The following is a 12,840-nucleotide window of genomic DNA, read 5'->3' on the forward strand; positions in this document are numbered from 1 at the left end:
CGTGTAATTAGTTAGGCAGCATGAAAAAGAATCGCGCTTTTCTAAAGTGGGCAGGGGGGAAGTACCCCCTGCTTGACGATATTAAAAAGCATTTGCCGGAAGGCGAGTGCTTAATCGAGCCCTTTGTGGGCGCCGGGTCGGTATTTCTCAATACCGACTTTTCTCGTTATATCCTCGCGGATATCAACAGTGACCTGATCGGCCTGTACAACATCGTCAAATTGCGCACCGACGAATATGTCGCTGCTGCTCGTGAGATGTTTACCCCGGAAAACAACGTTGCTGAGCGCTACTACCAGCATCGTGATGAATTCAACCAGAGCCAGGATCCGCTGCGTCGCGCGGTGCTGTTCCTGTATCTGAATCGTCACGGCTACAACGGCCTGTGTCGCTACAATTTGCGCGGCGAGTTTAATGTGCCGTTTGGCCGTTATAAAAAGCCCTACTTCCCCGAAGCTGAGCTCTATCATTTCGCCGAAAAGGCGCAAAACGCCGAGTTTTACTGCGAATCTTACGAAGAGTGCATGCAACGCGCGGATAGCCGCACGGTGGTGTATTGCGATCCGCCCTATGCGCCGCTAACGGCGACGGCGAACTTTACCGCTTACCACACCAACAGTTTCAACCTGGAGCAACAGGTACTGCTGGCGCAAAAAGCGGAATCGCTGATGAAAAAGCGCATCCCGGTGCTGATTTCCAACCACCGCACGCCGCTGACGCAGGAATGGTATAAAAACGCGGCAGAAACGCATATTGTGAAGGTTCGGCGCAGCATCAGCAGCAACGGTGGTACGCGTAAAAAGGTGGACGAGCTATTAGCGCTCTACCGTCCGCCTAAGACCAAATAAATTTCAAGGAGATGCGGATGAAGCAGTATTTGATTGCCCCTTCGATTCTGTCGGCTGATTTTGCCCGTCTGGGTGAGGATACCGCGAAGGCGCTGGCGGCGGGTGCGGATGTCGTGCACTTCGACGTTATGGACAACCATTACGTGCCAAACCTGACGATTGGCCCGATGGTGCTGAAGTCACTGCGTAATTACGGTATTACCGCGCCAATCGACGTCCACCTGATGGTGAAGCCGGTCGACCGCATCATTCCTGATTTTGCCGAAGCCGGCGCCAGCATTATCACCTTCCATCCGGAAGCCTCCGAACACGTGGATCGCAGCCTGCAGCTGATTAAAGAGCACGGCTGTAAAGCAGGCCTGGTGTTTAACCCGGCGACGCCGCTGAGCTACCTCGATTACGTGATGGATAAGCTGGACGTGATCCTGCTGATGTCGGTTAACCCGGGCTTTGGCGGCCAGTCCTTTATTCCCCAGACGCTGGATAAACTGCGTGAAGTGCGCCAGCGCATTGACGCTTCCGGCTACGACATCCGCCTTGAAGTGGATGGCGGTGTGAAAGCCAGCAATATCGGCGAAATCGCCGCGGCGGGTGCGGATATGTTTGTTGCCGGCTCGGCGATCTTCGGCCAGCCGGACTACAAGAAAGTGATTGATCAAATGCGTAGTGAATTAGCGAAGGTGAGTCATGGATAAATTACAGGCGATCCGCGGCATCGCGTTTGATCTCGACGGCACGCTGGTGGATAGCGCGCCGGGTCTAACCTCGGCGGTTGATAACGCCCTCTACGCCCTGGAACTGCCGGTGGCGGGAGAAGAACGGGTCGTGACCTGGATTGGCAACGGCGCCGATGTCCTGATGGAGCGGGCGCTGACCTGGGCTCGTCAGGAGCGTGCGACGTTACGTGCGGCGATGGGCAAGCCCTCCGTCGACGATCATGATATTCCGCAAGACGAGCAGCTGCGCATTTTGCGTAAACTGTTTGACCGCTATTACGCCGAAGCGGCGGAAGAGGGCAGTTTCCTGTTTCCGGCGGTGGCCGATACGCTCGGCGCGCTGCATGCCAAAGGTCTGCCGCTGGCGCTGGTCACCAATAAGCCGACGCCGTTTGTCGCCCCGCTGCTCGAGGCGCTCGATATTGCGAAATATTTTAGCGTGGTGATTGGCGGCGATGACGTGCAGAACAAAAAGCCGCATCCGGAACCGCTGCTGCTGGTGGCGGAAAAGCTCTCTCTGGCTCCAGCCGAGCTGCTGTTCGTCGGCGATTCGCGCAATGATATTCAGGCGGCCAAAGCGGCAGGTTGCTGCTCTGTTGGCCTGACCTACGGTTATAACTATGGCGAACCGCTTGCGCTGAGCGAGCCGGACTATCTCTTCGACCAGTTTAATGAACTCTTACCCGCTCTCGGGTTACCGCACAGTGAAACTCAGGAATTGAAACATGACTAAGCCCATCGTTTTTAGTGGCGCACAGCCCTCAGGTGAACTGACCATTGGCAACTACATGGGTGCGCTGCGTCAGTGGGTCAACATGCAGGACGAATACCACTGCATCTACTGCATCGTGGACCAGCACGCCATCACCGTGCGCCAGGATCCGCAGCAGCTGCGCAAGGCGACCCTGGATACCCTGGCACTGTATCTGGCCTGCGGCATCGACCCGCAAAAAAGCACCATCTTCGTGCAGTCGCACGTGCCGGAACACGCCCAGTTAGGCTGGGCGCTGAACTGCTACACCTATTTCGGCGAGCTGAGCCGCATGACGCAGTTTAAAGACAAGTCCGCACGCTACGCGGAGAACATCAACGCCGGTCTGTTTGATTACCCGGTTCTGATGGCTGCAGATATTCTGCTGTACCAGACCAACCAGGTTCCGGTCGGCGAAGATCAGAAGCAGCACCTTGAGCTGAGCCGCGACATTGCCCAGCGTTTTAACGCTATCTACGGCGATATTTTTAAAGTGCCTGAGCCGTTTATCCCGAAATCCGGCGCGCGCGTGATGTCGCTGCTGGAGCCGACCAGGAAGATGTCCAAGTCTGACGATAACCGCAACAACGTTATCGGCCTGCTGGAAGATCCGAAATCGGTGGTCAAGAAGATCAAACGCGCGGTCACCGACTCCGACGAGCCGCCGGTGGTGCGTTACGACCTGAAAGAGAAAGCGGGCGTCTCCAACCTGCTGGATATCCTTTCTGCGGTCACCGGGAAAACCATTCCGGAGCTGGAGCAGCATTTTGAAGGCAAAATGTATGGCCACCTGAAAGGCGAAGTCGCTGAAGCGGTGTCGGGCATGCTGACTGAGCTGCAGGAACGCTATCACCGTTTCCGTAACGACGAAGCGTTTCTCAACCAGGTGATGAAAGACGGCGCAGAGAAAGCCAGCGCGCGCGCTTCTCAGACCCTGAAAGCGGTATACGAAGCGATTGGTTTTGTCGCCAGGCCGTAAGCGATGCAACAGCTAAAAAGGGCGGGAATATCCCGCCCTTTTTTATGCCTGTCGTCCACGCCGCAAGGCGAAGGTTAGTGGTTCGAGAACCAGTTCAGTTTATCCCGCAGGCCGACCACGCGGCCGACGATGATCAGCGCCGGGCTGGCCATCTGCTGCGCCAGAATATCCAGCTGTGCTAAGGTGCCGCTGACGACTTTTTGCGTCACGGCGGTACCGTTCTCGACGATGGCGGCGGGCATATCTTCCGCCATGCCGTGAGCGATAAGCTTCTCGCGGATCGCTGGCGCCTGGTTCAGTCCCATGTAGAACACCAGGGTTTGCTTCTCTATCGCCAGGTTTGCCCAGTCCAGCTCGCCGCCGGTTTTCAGATGGCCGGTAACCAGGCGGACGCCCTGGGCGAAATCGCGGTGTGTTAACGGGATCCCCGAGTAGGCGGAACAGCCGGAGGCGGCGGTAATGCCAGGGACAACGGAGAAGGGGATGCCCGCCTCACAAAGGATTTCCAGCTCTTCTCCGCCGCGGCCAAAGATAAAGGGATCGCCGCCTTTCAGCCGGACCACGCGTCTGCCTTTTTGCGCTTCGCGCAGCAGGATCTGGTTGATCTCCTCCTGCGGGACGCAGTGATAGCCTGAACGTTTGCCGACGAATACCCGGTCGGCATCGCGGCGCACCAGGTTCATGATGTCGTCGGAGACCAGACGGTCATAAACCACCACATCGGCCTGCTGGATCTGCTGTAGCCCTTTGAGCGTGAGTAGCCCGGCATCGCCTGGGCCGGCGCCAACCAGCACCACCTCGCCGCGATGCTCTAACGGTTCCGTCAGCAGCTGCTCGGTGGTATCTGCCACCGCTTGCCGATCGTCGTTGGCCAGCGACTGCGCCAGCCGATCGTTAACAAACAGCTTCTCCCAGAAGCGGCGGCGTTCGCCCACGCTGGCAAACTGCTGCTTAACGCGCGCGCGCAGATGGCCGGCGTAGCGCGCCAGCTGGCCGAGGTGTAGCGGCAGGACGGACTCCAGCTTCTCGCGCAGCAGGCGCGCCAGCACTGGCGATGTCCCGCCCGAAGAGACGGCGACCATCAGCGGCGAGCGATCGATGATCGACGGCATGATAAAGCTGGCCTGGCGCGGGGCATCCACCACGTTACAGAAGATACGCCGCGCTTCGGCCGCCTCGCTAACCTGCTGGTTGACCGTCTCATCATCAGTAGCGGCGATGGCCAGCCAGCAGTTATCCAGCAGCGAGGGGATAAACTCCCCCTGCACCAGAGTTAGCATCTGTGAATCAGCCCACACCTGAAACTGGGGCGTGAAGTCGAGCGCATTGACCGTGACGTTAGCGCCAGCATCCAGCAGCAGACGGGCTTTGCGTTCGGCGACATCCCCGCCGCCAACCAGTAAACAATCGCGCTGGCGCAACTGGCAGAATATGGGTAAGTGATCCACAGAAAAACCTCATAAAAATAAGGGGTAGAAAACGAGTGGTCGTAGAATAGCAGCAAAGGTAATACAAAACATGCGACATATCCCGCACTCATGCGCTGTCGGTCAGAACTGTTACTTATATCTCCCCCCGTGGCCGGGGGGAGGGAGAAGGACTTACGCTTTAAGCTGAACGTGTCCGTCTTTCACGCGGGCGTCGAAGCGGGCGATAGAGTGGCTGGCATCTTCCATGCACAGGCCGTCGCTCAGGCGGAAGCGCTGTTTTTTCAGCGGGCTGGCAACCCACAGCGCGCCGTCATGTTCGGCGATGATCCCGCGGGACAGCACGCTGGCATTGAAGAACGGGTCAATATTGCTGATGGCGAATACCCTGTCGTCATGGTAGGGACGGAAGATCGCCACCTGCTGCTGGCCGAGCAGCGCGCAGACGCCGGTGGCCGGCAGGATGTCGTCAATTTTGCAGATGTTTACCCACTGGCTCATGCTTTTTCCTCCACCAGAGTAACCGGGATACGCTCATACGGCGTGGCCGGGCGGTGCTGGTCACGTTCCGGCACCACCTGAACGTTCGGGTCGCGCTGGTCGCTGTTGATAAAGTGTTTGAAGCGCGTCTGCGCCGCCGGGTTGTTGACGGTCTCGGTCCACTCGCAGGCGAAGGCGGCGCGCAGGCGAGCCAGCTCCTCTTCCAGATGGTCGTTCAGGCCCAGCTTGTCATCGATGATAACGCTGCGCAGATAGTCGATCCCGCCTTCCATGTTGTCCAGCCACGGCGCGGTACGGGTTAGCTTATCGGCGGTGCGGATGTAGAACATCATAAAGCGGTCGAGATACTTAATCAGCGTCTCGCGATCGAGGTCCGCGGCCAGCAGATCGGCGTGGCGCGGCTTCATCCCGCCATTACCGCACACGTACAGGTTCCAGCCTTTCTCGGTGGCGATGATCCCGACGTCTTTGCCCTGGGCCTCCGCACATTCGCGGGTACAGCCGGAGACGCCGAACTTCATTTTGTGTGGGGTGCGGATGCCTTTGTAGCGGTTTTCCAGTTCCACGCCGAAGCCGACGCTGTCGCCGACGCCGTAGCGGCACCAGGTGCTACCGACGCAGGTTTTCGCCATCCGCAGCGCTTTGGCGTAGGCGTGGCCGGTTTCGAAGCCCGCTTCAATCAGCTGACGCCAGATCTCCGGCAGGTCGTCTTTCTGCGCGCCAAACAGGCCGATGCGCTGGGAGCCGGTGATTTTGGTGTACAGATTGAATTCACGCGCGATACGGCCCACGGCGACCAGCCCTTCCGGCGTGATTTCGCCGCCCGCGGAGCGCGGAATGACCGAGTAGGTACCATCTTTCTGAATGTTGGCGAGGAAGTTGTCGTTGGTGTCCTGCAGCGGCGTGTGCTGCGGTTTGAGGATGTACTCATTCCAGCAGGAGGCCAGCAGAGAGCCGACGGTCGGCTTACAGATCTCGCAGCCATAACCCTGACCGTGTTTTTCCAGCAGTTCGTCGAAGGTTTTAATGCCTTCCACGCGGATCAGGTGGAACAGCTCCTGGCGGGAGTAAGCGAAGTGTTCGCACAGGTTGTTGTTGACCTCGATGCCCTGTTTCGCCAGTTCGGCATTGAGCACCTGCGTCACCAGAGGGATACAACCCCCGCAGCCGGTTCCGGCTTTGGTTTCCGCTTTCAGCGCCGCGACGGTGTGGCAGCCTTTGTTGATGGCGGCGATCAGGTCGCCTTTACTGACGTCAAAGCAGGAGCAGATCTGCGCGCTGTCCGGCAGTTTATCGACGCCGATCGACGGCTTGCCGCTGCCGGCGTGGGCCGGAAGGATCAGCGAATCCGGATTTTCCGGCAGCTCGATAGCGTTGAGCACCAGTTGCAGCAGATTGCCATAGTCGCTGGTGTCACCGACCAGCACCGCGCCGAGCAGCGTTTTATTGTCGGCGCTGACGATCAGGCGCTTATAAACTTCTTTGCTTTCGTCGAGATAGACGTAGCTGCGGGCGCCCGGCGTGCGGCCATGGGCATCGCCGATACCACCCACATCCACGCCCAGCAGCTTCAGCTTGGCGCTGAGATCGGCGCCGGTGAAACTATTTTCACTGCCGAGGAGGTGGTCGACGGCCACCTGGGCCATTTTATAGCCCGGGGCGACCAGACCGTAGACGCGGTTGTTCCAGCTGGCACATTCGCCGATGGCGTAGATATCCGGGTCGGAGGTCTGGCAGCTATCGTTGACCATGATGCCGCCGCGCTGGGCGACCTCCAGCCCGCACTGGGTGGCCAGCTTGTCACGCGGGCGGATCCCGGTAGAGAAGACGATGAAATCGACCTGCAGCTCGCTACCGTCGGCGAAGTGCATGGTTTTGCGCGCCTCGGTACCCTGCTGGACGATCTCTTTGGTGTTTTTGCTGGTGTGAACTTTCACGCCCATGCTTTCAATTTTGCGCCGCAGCTGCTCGCCGCCCATCTGGTCGAGCTGTTCGGCCATCAGCATCGGCGCGAATTCGATAACGTGGGTTTCCACGCCGAGGTTTTTCAACGCGCCTGCCGCTTCCAGACCGAGCAGACCGCCGCCGACGACTGCACCGCGCTTGCTGCGACGGGCGCAGGATTCAATCGCGTTGAGATCTTCAATCGTGCGATAGACGAAGCAATCCTGAGTTTCCGCGCCTTTAATCGGCGGGATCCAGGGGTATGAGCCGGTCGCCATAATCAGCTTGTCGTAGAACACAGTGCGCCCGGCGCTGGAGTGGATCACCTTCTCCTGGCGGTTGATGGTGATCGCCCGTTCGCCGACCAGCACCTTGACGCCGTGTTTCTCATAGAAACCTTCGCGCACCAGCGACAGCTCTTCTGCGGTATGGTGGGAGAAATAAGACGACAGGTGGACACGGTCGTAGGCGATACGCGGTTCTTCACAGAACACGGTAATGTCGAACTGTCCGGCAGGCGTCTTATCGAGAAGCTCTTCGATAAAGCGATGGCCAACCATGCCGTTACCGATAATAGCGATTCTGACTTTGCTCATTTTTGCCTCGATTTCTTTTCTATTACCGCCTACCTTAACGATTCAGCCATCAGGCTTATTGATTCAAATCAATGACAACTTCACCTACCACTTAATGGGTATATAATTGATTTGTCTGTATTTTTCTAAGTTATGGAAAACGCTGGCTTTTCCTTTTTGCTGATTTTGTGTACAAGAATTGGACGGGCCGCGAAGTAGAGTTGGCTGGAAAATAAGCCGTATTGAATAGAGAGGGTGATATGACAGCAGCGCCGCTTTGGTTGATTCAGAACGTACGCCTGGCAGACCGTGACGGCCTCTGGCAGATAGCGATAGATAAGGGGCGCTTTGGCGCGATTACGCCGATGGGCGAGGCGCACGACGAAAGCTACGAAATATTGAACGCTCGCGGCGGGCTGGCGATCCCGCCTTTTATCGAGCCGCATATCCATCTGGATACCACCCAGACGGCCGGTGAGCCGCACTGGAACCAGTCCGGTACTTTGTTCGAGGGGATTGAGCGCTGGGCGGAGCGGAAAGCGCTGCTCAGCCATGAGGATGTCAAAGCCCGCGCGTGGAAAACCCTCAAATGGCAGATCGCCAATGGCGTGCAGTTTGTCCGTACCCATGTTGATGTCTCCGATCCCACGTTGACGGCGCTGAAGGCGATGCTGGAGGTCAAACAGGAGGTGGCGCCATGGGTCGAGCTACAGATTGTCGCTTTTCCGCAGGAGGGGATCCTCTCTTACCCCAACGGCGAGGCGCTGCTGGAGGAGGCCCTGACGCTGGGGGCGGATGTCGTCGGGGCGATCCCGCACTTTGAGTTCACCCGTGAATATGGTGTGGAATCGCTGCATATTGCTTTCCGTCTGGCGCAGAAATATGACCGCCCGCTGGATATCCACTGCGATGAAATTGACGATGAACAGTCGCGCTTTGTTGAAACCGTTGCCGCGCTGGCGCTGAAGGCGGGGATCGGGCCGCGAGTGACAGCCAGCCATACCACCGCCATGCACTCCTATAATGGCGCTTATACCTCACGCCTGTTCCGCCTGCTTAAGCTCTCCGGCATCAACTTTGTCGCCAATCCGCTGGTGAATATTCATCTGCAGGGCCGGTTTGACGACTACCCGAAACGGCGGGGCATTACCCGGGTGAAGGAGCTGATGGCGGCGGGGATCAATGTGTGCTTTGGTCATGATGACGTCTTTGACCCGTGGTACCCGCTGGGGACCGGCAATATGCTGCAGGTCCTGCATATGGGGCTGCACGTCTGCCAGTTGATGGGTTATCAGCAGATCAACGACGGCCTGAAGCTCATCACCGACCACAGCGCCCGCACGTTTGGTCTGACGGATTACGGCATCGTCAGCGGCAACCCGGCTAACCTGATCATCCTCCCGGCGGAGAATGGCTTTGAGGCGGTACGCTGCCAGGTGCCGGTGCGCTGGTCAATTCGCCAGGGAAGGGTGATCGCGACCACTCAGCTGGCGCAAACCTGGATCCAGACCGACCGCGGTGGGGAGGAGCTCTCTTTTATGAGGAACAGCCCCCTTGCGGACGCAAAGGGGCCGAAGGCTTAGTGAGACGCCGCCTGAGCGTTGTTCTGGCGGTGACGGGAGACGAAGCCAAGGATGAAGCACATCACGAACACCACGGCGTAGAGGCCGTTAGCGGTGTGCAGCGCGGCCAGGGGACCGCTGGCCGCCACAATCGGGCCGGTGACCACGAAAGTAAGCATGGTGCCGATGGTGCCGCAGGTGAGGATAAAGTTCACCAGCTTCGGCGAAGCGACCCGCGTCTGCTGCGAACCGAGCGTAATGATCGAGGTGTAGATGGCGCTGGAGAAGAAGCCCAGGGTGAGAATAAACCACGGCATATGCTCCGGCGACCCATTGATAAACAGGTACATCAGCACCGTCGCGAGCCCGGCGAGAACGGTTAAAATACGCTGCAGGTCGAAGAAGCGTAGGATGAAGCTGAATGACCACATGCCGATCATGTAGGACATCCAGAAATCGCTCACCAGTTTACCGGCGTCCCCGAGGCTCATGCCCAGGCTCTTCGCATATTCCGGTACCCAGGAGATAAAGCCCAACTGACCGAGGATGTAGCACAGCGCCGCAACGGAAAGGAACAGCACGCCGATGCCCCACTTCTCTTTCACTACCGGCTGGCTGTTTTCGCTCTGCGCTTTTTTGCCCAGCACCGGAAAATCACAGCCGAAAGTCAGGACAAAAATGGCGACATACACCAGCCCAATACAGGCGTAGACCCAGTACCACTCGATGCTGCGCGCCAGCAGGACGGCGGCGACCATCGGGAAAATCATTCCCGCCATGCTAAAGAAGGAGTCGGTAAACAGCAGACGCGCCCCGCGCTGACGGCCTTCGTACATATGGGTGATCAGGAAGGTCCCGATCGACATGGTGATCCCGCTCACCAGGCCGAGAACGAACATCGACGCGGAGAACAGCGCCAGGCTGTGGCTGAGCATCAGGCCGGCCACCGCCAGCACCATCAGAATAAAGCCAAAACGCAGCTGAGTTTTCAGCGGCACGATTTCCATCAGCCAGGCATTGAGGAAGATGGAGATCAGAATACCGGCGTTCAGAAAGGTAAAGGTGTTGCTCATACTGGAAACGGGCAGATGGAAATAATCCGCAATGTTACCCATCACCATCCCGGTGACGATCACCAACGCGCCGGTCAGGGCGTAGGAGAAGAAGCTGATCCATGTGAGCTTAATACGGTTGCTGTTAGTCATGACTGGCCTGTGAATAGAAAGGTAAAGCGCGTTGACGCTGCGCCGGGCGGACAGATTTTATTCGTTCAGGTGATGTAATTAAATGTTTATTGTGAAATAGATTATCTTTTGCATGTTTTAATGTGATTCAAATCACATTTAATCGTCGCGCAGGAGAACGTTTGCGCGGTTACAATTATTACAGCTAAGTAAAATTTGGTAAAAGGCTGGCCCAGGATGCAAAGGCTCTTTAGAATCAAGGCACTCGCTTTTATTCTGCTCCGTTAAGGAATTTCCATGCTCAAATCAACACTGGCGGCGATGGCTGCCGTTTTCGCCATTTCAGCGTTCTCCCCGGCCATGGCGGCAAAGGGCGACCCGCATGTGCTGCTGACCACCTCGGCAGGGAACATTGAGCTTGAGTTAAACAGCCAGAAAGCCCCGATTTCCGTAGATAACTTCCTGAAGTACGTTAACAGCGGCTTCTACAACAACACCACCTTCCACCGCGTGATCCCGGGATTCATGGTGCAGGGCGGCGGCTTTAACGAGCAGATGCAGCAGAAACAGCCTAACCCACCGATTAAGAATGAAGCAGATAACGGCCTGCGCAACACCCGCGGCACCATCGCGATGGCGCGTACCGCCGATCAGGATAGCGCCACCAGCCAGTTCTTCATCAACGTGGCGGATAACGCCTTCCTTGACCATGGCCAGCGCGACTTTGGCTATGCGGTGTTTGGTAAAGTGGTGAAGGGGATGGACGTCGCGGACAAGATCTCCCAGGTCCAGACCCATAACGTCGGTCCATACCAGAATGTGCCGACCAAACCGGTTGTTATCCTCTCTGCGAAAGTGCTGCCTTAATCTTCCCTCAGCGCGGTGGGTAGCCGCCGCGCCCGGACGCCTCCCGGCATAACCTGAAATTGCTGCTTATACTTGTGGCACACAGGGGACGATAAGGGGGCGACGATGCGTCCACTCACCGATAAGCAAAAATCCCGACTCTGGGAACAGACACGCAATACCAATTTTCAGGCCAGCCGTCGCCTCGAAGGCGTGACGGTGCCACTGGTTACGCTGACTGCCGAAGAGGCGCTGGCGCGTCTGGCGACGCTGCGGAGGGAGTATGAGCGATAAATTCGGCGATGAACGCGATCCTTACCTCTATCCGGCGCTGAACGTTCTGCGCAACCGTCTTGGCATCCGCCAGGCTAAAAATCTGCAGCAGGCCGCCTTTGAGATGACAGCGCTGCGGGCGGCCACTCTGCCGCTGGGCCCGCGGGTGCGCGGCTTACCCTATCTGTGCGCTATTCATCAACAACTGTATCAGGATCTGTTTGACTGGGCGGGCCGGTTGCGTGAAGTGAACCTTTACCTGGGTGATACGCCGTTTTGCCACTTTGCCCGGATCGAGGAGGAGGGCAATGCCCTGATGCAGGCCCTTGAGCAGGAGGATTATCTCAACAGCCTGCCGCGCGAGACCTTTATCGAACGCCTGAGCTGGTTCTATGGTGAAATTAATGTGCTACACCCTTTTCGTCTTGGCAATGGCCTGACCCAGCGCATTTTCTTTGAACAGCTGGCGATACACGCCGGCTACCTGCTTGACTGGCGTGATGTCGACCCTGCCAGCTGGAGCGCGGCCTGCCAGCAGAGCGCGATGGGCGATCTGGCCCCGCTGGTGGCGATCTTTCGCAAAGTGGTAAGCGAAGCGCGGGAATCTGAGTAGAATAGCCCGGTTTTGATTGTTCCGGAGCCGCTATGATCCTGCTTATCGATAACTATGACTCTTTCACCTGGAATCTGTATCAGTACTTCTGCGAACTGGGGGCGGAAGTGCTGGTCAGGCGCAACGATGCGTTGACGCTGGAAGAGATAGCGGCGCTGGCGCCGGAGAAGATCGTGATCTCGCCTGGCCCCTGCACGCCAAATGAGGCGGGGATATCCCTCGCGGTTATCCGCCACTATGCCGGAAAAACGCCACTGTTAGGCGTCTGTCTTGGGCACCAGGCGATAGCCCAGGCGTTTGGCGCGACTATCGTGCGGGCAGCGCAGGTCATGCATGGTAAAACCTCGCTTATTGAGCATAACGGCGAAGGGGTGTTTCAGGGGCTGAACCATCCTCTGACGGTGACCCGCTATCACTCGCTGGTGATTGACCCGCCGACGCTGCCGCCCGAGTTTATCGTCACTGCCCGCAGCGCCAGTGGTGAGATTATGGGGATCCGCCACCGCGACTGGGATCTTGAGGGCGTGCAGTTCCATCCGGAAAGCATCCTCAGCGAGCAAGGCCATCAGTTGCTGGAAAACTTTCTGAAGCGGTGATTTTCAGTTGCCATTGAGTGATTTT

The 12,840-nt window shown here is 57.7% G+C and carries 13 protein-coding genes; 9 read left to right on the forward strand and 4 right to left on the reverse strand.

Annotated features, from left to right (window positions below):
• The first annotated feature begins 20 nt into the window (after positions 1-20).
• From dam to trpS, 4 genes are read left to right on the forward strand one after another with little or no spacing between them, the layout of a single operon-like run.
• A complete protein-coding gene (dam, locus tag B8P98_RS01855; protein ID WP_025711896.1) occupies positions 21-848 on the forward strand; it encodes an adenine-specific DNA-methyltransferase in 828 nt (275 codons plus the stop codon).
• A 17-nt stretch (positions 849-865) separates the two neighbouring features.
• Positions 866-1,543 carry a ribulose-phosphate 3-epimerase gene (gene rpe / locus B8P98_RS01860; protein ID WP_004202179.1) on the forward strand — a complete coding sequence of 226 codons (678 nt, stop codon included), beginning with the start codon at positions 866-868 and terminating at the stop codon, positions 1,541-1,543.
• Positions 1,536-2,297, forward strand: coding sequence for a phosphoglycolate phosphatase (gene gph / locus B8P98_RS01865; protein ID WP_025711897.1), 762 nt, complete (start codon positions 1,536-1,538; stop codon positions 2,295-2,297). Before rpe ends, gph begins: the two co-directional genes overlap by 8 nt.
• Positions 2,290-3,294, forward strand: coding sequence for a tryptophan--tRNA ligase (trpS, locus tag B8P98_RS01870; protein ID WP_025711898.1), 1,005 nt, complete (start codon positions 2,290-2,292; stop codon positions 3,292-3,294). The genes gph and trpS overlap by 8 nt, the downstream gene beginning before the upstream one ends.
• 74 nt (positions 3,295-3,368) lie before the next feature.
• On the opposite strand, the gene cysG is transcribed toward trpS, so the two are convergent.
• The 3 genes from cysG to nirB form a co-directional block, all read right to left on the reverse strand.
• Positions 3,369-4,742: a siroheme synthase CysG gene (cysG, locus tag B8P98_RS01875; protein WP_025711900.1), complete on the reverse strand. Its 1,374-nt coding sequence runs from the start codon at positions 4,740-4,742 to the stop codon at positions 3,369-3,371.
• 153 nt (positions 4,743-4,895) lie between these two features.
• Complete coding sequence (gene nirD, locus B8P98_RS01880; protein WP_004202186.1) at positions 4,896-5,222, reverse strand: nitrite reductase small subunit NirD; 327 nt, start codon at positions 5,220-5,222, stop codon at positions 4,896-4,898.
• Entirely contained in the window at positions 5,219-7,762 is a 2,544-nt protein-coding gene (nirB, locus tag B8P98_RS01885; RefSeq protein WP_025711901.1) for a nitrite reductase large subunit NirB, read from the reverse strand. Before nirB ends, nirD begins: the two co-directional genes overlap by 4 nt.
• Before the next feature lie 239 nt (positions 7,763-8,001).
• Between nirB and B8P98_RS01890 the strand changes: the two genes are divergently transcribed.
• On the forward strand, positions 8,002-9,324 hold the full coding sequence (locus B8P98_RS01890) for a cytosine deaminase (RefSeq protein WP_025711902.1): 1,323 nt from the start codon (positions 8,002-8,004) through the stop codon (positions 9,322-9,324).
• Here B8P98_RS01890 and tsgA read toward each other — a convergent pair.
• A complete protein-coding gene (gene tsgA / locus B8P98_RS01895; RefSeq protein ID WP_002920240.1) occupies positions 9,321-10,508 on the reverse strand; it encodes an MFS transporter TsgA in 1,188 nt (395 codons plus the stop codon). The two genes, B8P98_RS01890 and tsgA, sit on opposite strands and share 4 nt — an antisense overlap.
• Before the next feature lie 276 nt (positions 10,509-10,784).
• On the opposite strand from tsgA, the gene ppiA reads away from it, so the two are divergent.
• The 4 genes from ppiA to pabA all read left to right on the forward strand — a co-directional run bounded on the left by ppiA (position 10,785) and on the right by pabA (position 12,815).
• Positions 10,785-11,354: a peptidylprolyl isomerase A gene (gene ppiA / locus B8P98_RS01900; RefSeq protein ID WP_002920238.1), complete on the forward strand. Its 570-nt coding sequence runs from the start codon at positions 10,785-10,787 to the stop codon at positions 11,352-11,354.
• Positions 11,355-11,459: 105 nt separating this feature from the next.
• Entirely contained in the window at positions 11,460-11,627 is a 168-nt protein-coding gene (locus B8P98_RS01905; RefSeq protein WP_002920231.1) for a YhfG family protein, read from the forward strand.
• Positions 11,617-12,219: a putative adenosine monophosphate-protein transferase Fic gene (locus B8P98_RS01910; RefSeq protein WP_025711903.1), complete on the forward strand. Its 603-nt coding sequence runs from the start codon at positions 11,617-11,619 to the stop codon at positions 12,217-12,219. The genes B8P98_RS01905 and B8P98_RS01910 overlap by 11 nt, the downstream gene beginning before the upstream one ends.
• A 32-nt stretch (positions 12,220-12,251) precedes the next feature.
• Positions 12,252-12,815 carry an aminodeoxychorismate synthase component 2 gene (gene pabA, locus B8P98_RS01915; protein WP_025711904.1) on the forward strand — a complete coding sequence of 188 codons (564 nt, stop codon included), beginning with the start codon at positions 12,252-12,254 and terminating at the stop codon, positions 12,813-12,815.
• Positions 12,816-12,840: the final 25 nt, after the last annotated feature.

The sequence above is a fragment of the Klebsiella quasivariicola genome (assembly GCF_002269255.1).
Lineage (GTDB): Bacteria > Pseudomonadota > Gammaproteobacteria > Enterobacterales > Enterobacteriaceae > Klebsiella > Klebsiella quasivariicola.

Bases quoted from the DNA above. Each gene is read 5' to 3' on its own strand.
- dam (WP_025711896.1), top strand. From the start codon at position 21: ATGAAAAAGAATCGCGCTTTTCTAAAGTGGGCAGGGGGGAAGTACCCC.
- rpe (WP_004202179.1), top strand. From the start codon at position 866: ATGAAGCAGTATTTGATTGCCCCTTCGATTCTGTCGGCTGATTTTGCC.
- gph (WP_025711897.1), top strand. From the start codon at position 1,536: ATGGATAAATTACAGGCGATCCGCGGCATCGCGTTTGATCTCGACGGC.
- trpS (WP_025711898.1), top strand. From the start codon at position 2,290: ATGACTAAGCCCATCGTTTTTAGTGGCGCACAGCCCTCAGGTGAACTG.
- nirD (WP_004202186.1), bottom strand. From the start codon at position 5,222: ATGAGCCAGTGGGTAAACATCTGCAAAATTGACGACATCCTGCCGGCC.
- nirB (WP_025711901.1), bottom strand. From the start codon at position 7,762: ATGAGCAAAGTCAGAATCGCTATTATCGGTAACGGCATGGTTGGCCAT.
- B8P98_RS01890 (WP_025711902.1), top strand. From the start codon at position 8,002: ATGACAGCAGCGCCGCTTTGGTTGATTCAGAACGTACGCCTGGCAGAC.
- tsgA (WP_002920240.1), bottom strand. From the start codon at position 10,508: ATGACTAACAGCAACCGTATTAAGCTCACATGGATCAGCTTCTTCTCC.
- ppiA (WP_002920238.1), top strand. From the start codon at position 10,785: ATGCTCAAATCAACACTGGCGGCGATGGCTGCCGTTTTCGCCATTTCA.
- B8P98_RS01905 (WP_002920231.1), top strand. From the start codon at position 11,460: ATGCGTCCACTCACCGATAAGCAAAAATCCCGACTCTGGGAACAGACA.
- B8P98_RS01910 (WP_025711903.1), top strand. From the start codon at position 11,617: ATGAGCGATAAATTCGGCGATGAACGCGATCCTTACCTCTATCCGGCG.
- pabA (WP_025711904.1), top strand. From the start codon at position 12,252: ATGATCCTGCTTATCGATAACTATGACTCTTTCACCTGGAATCTGTAT.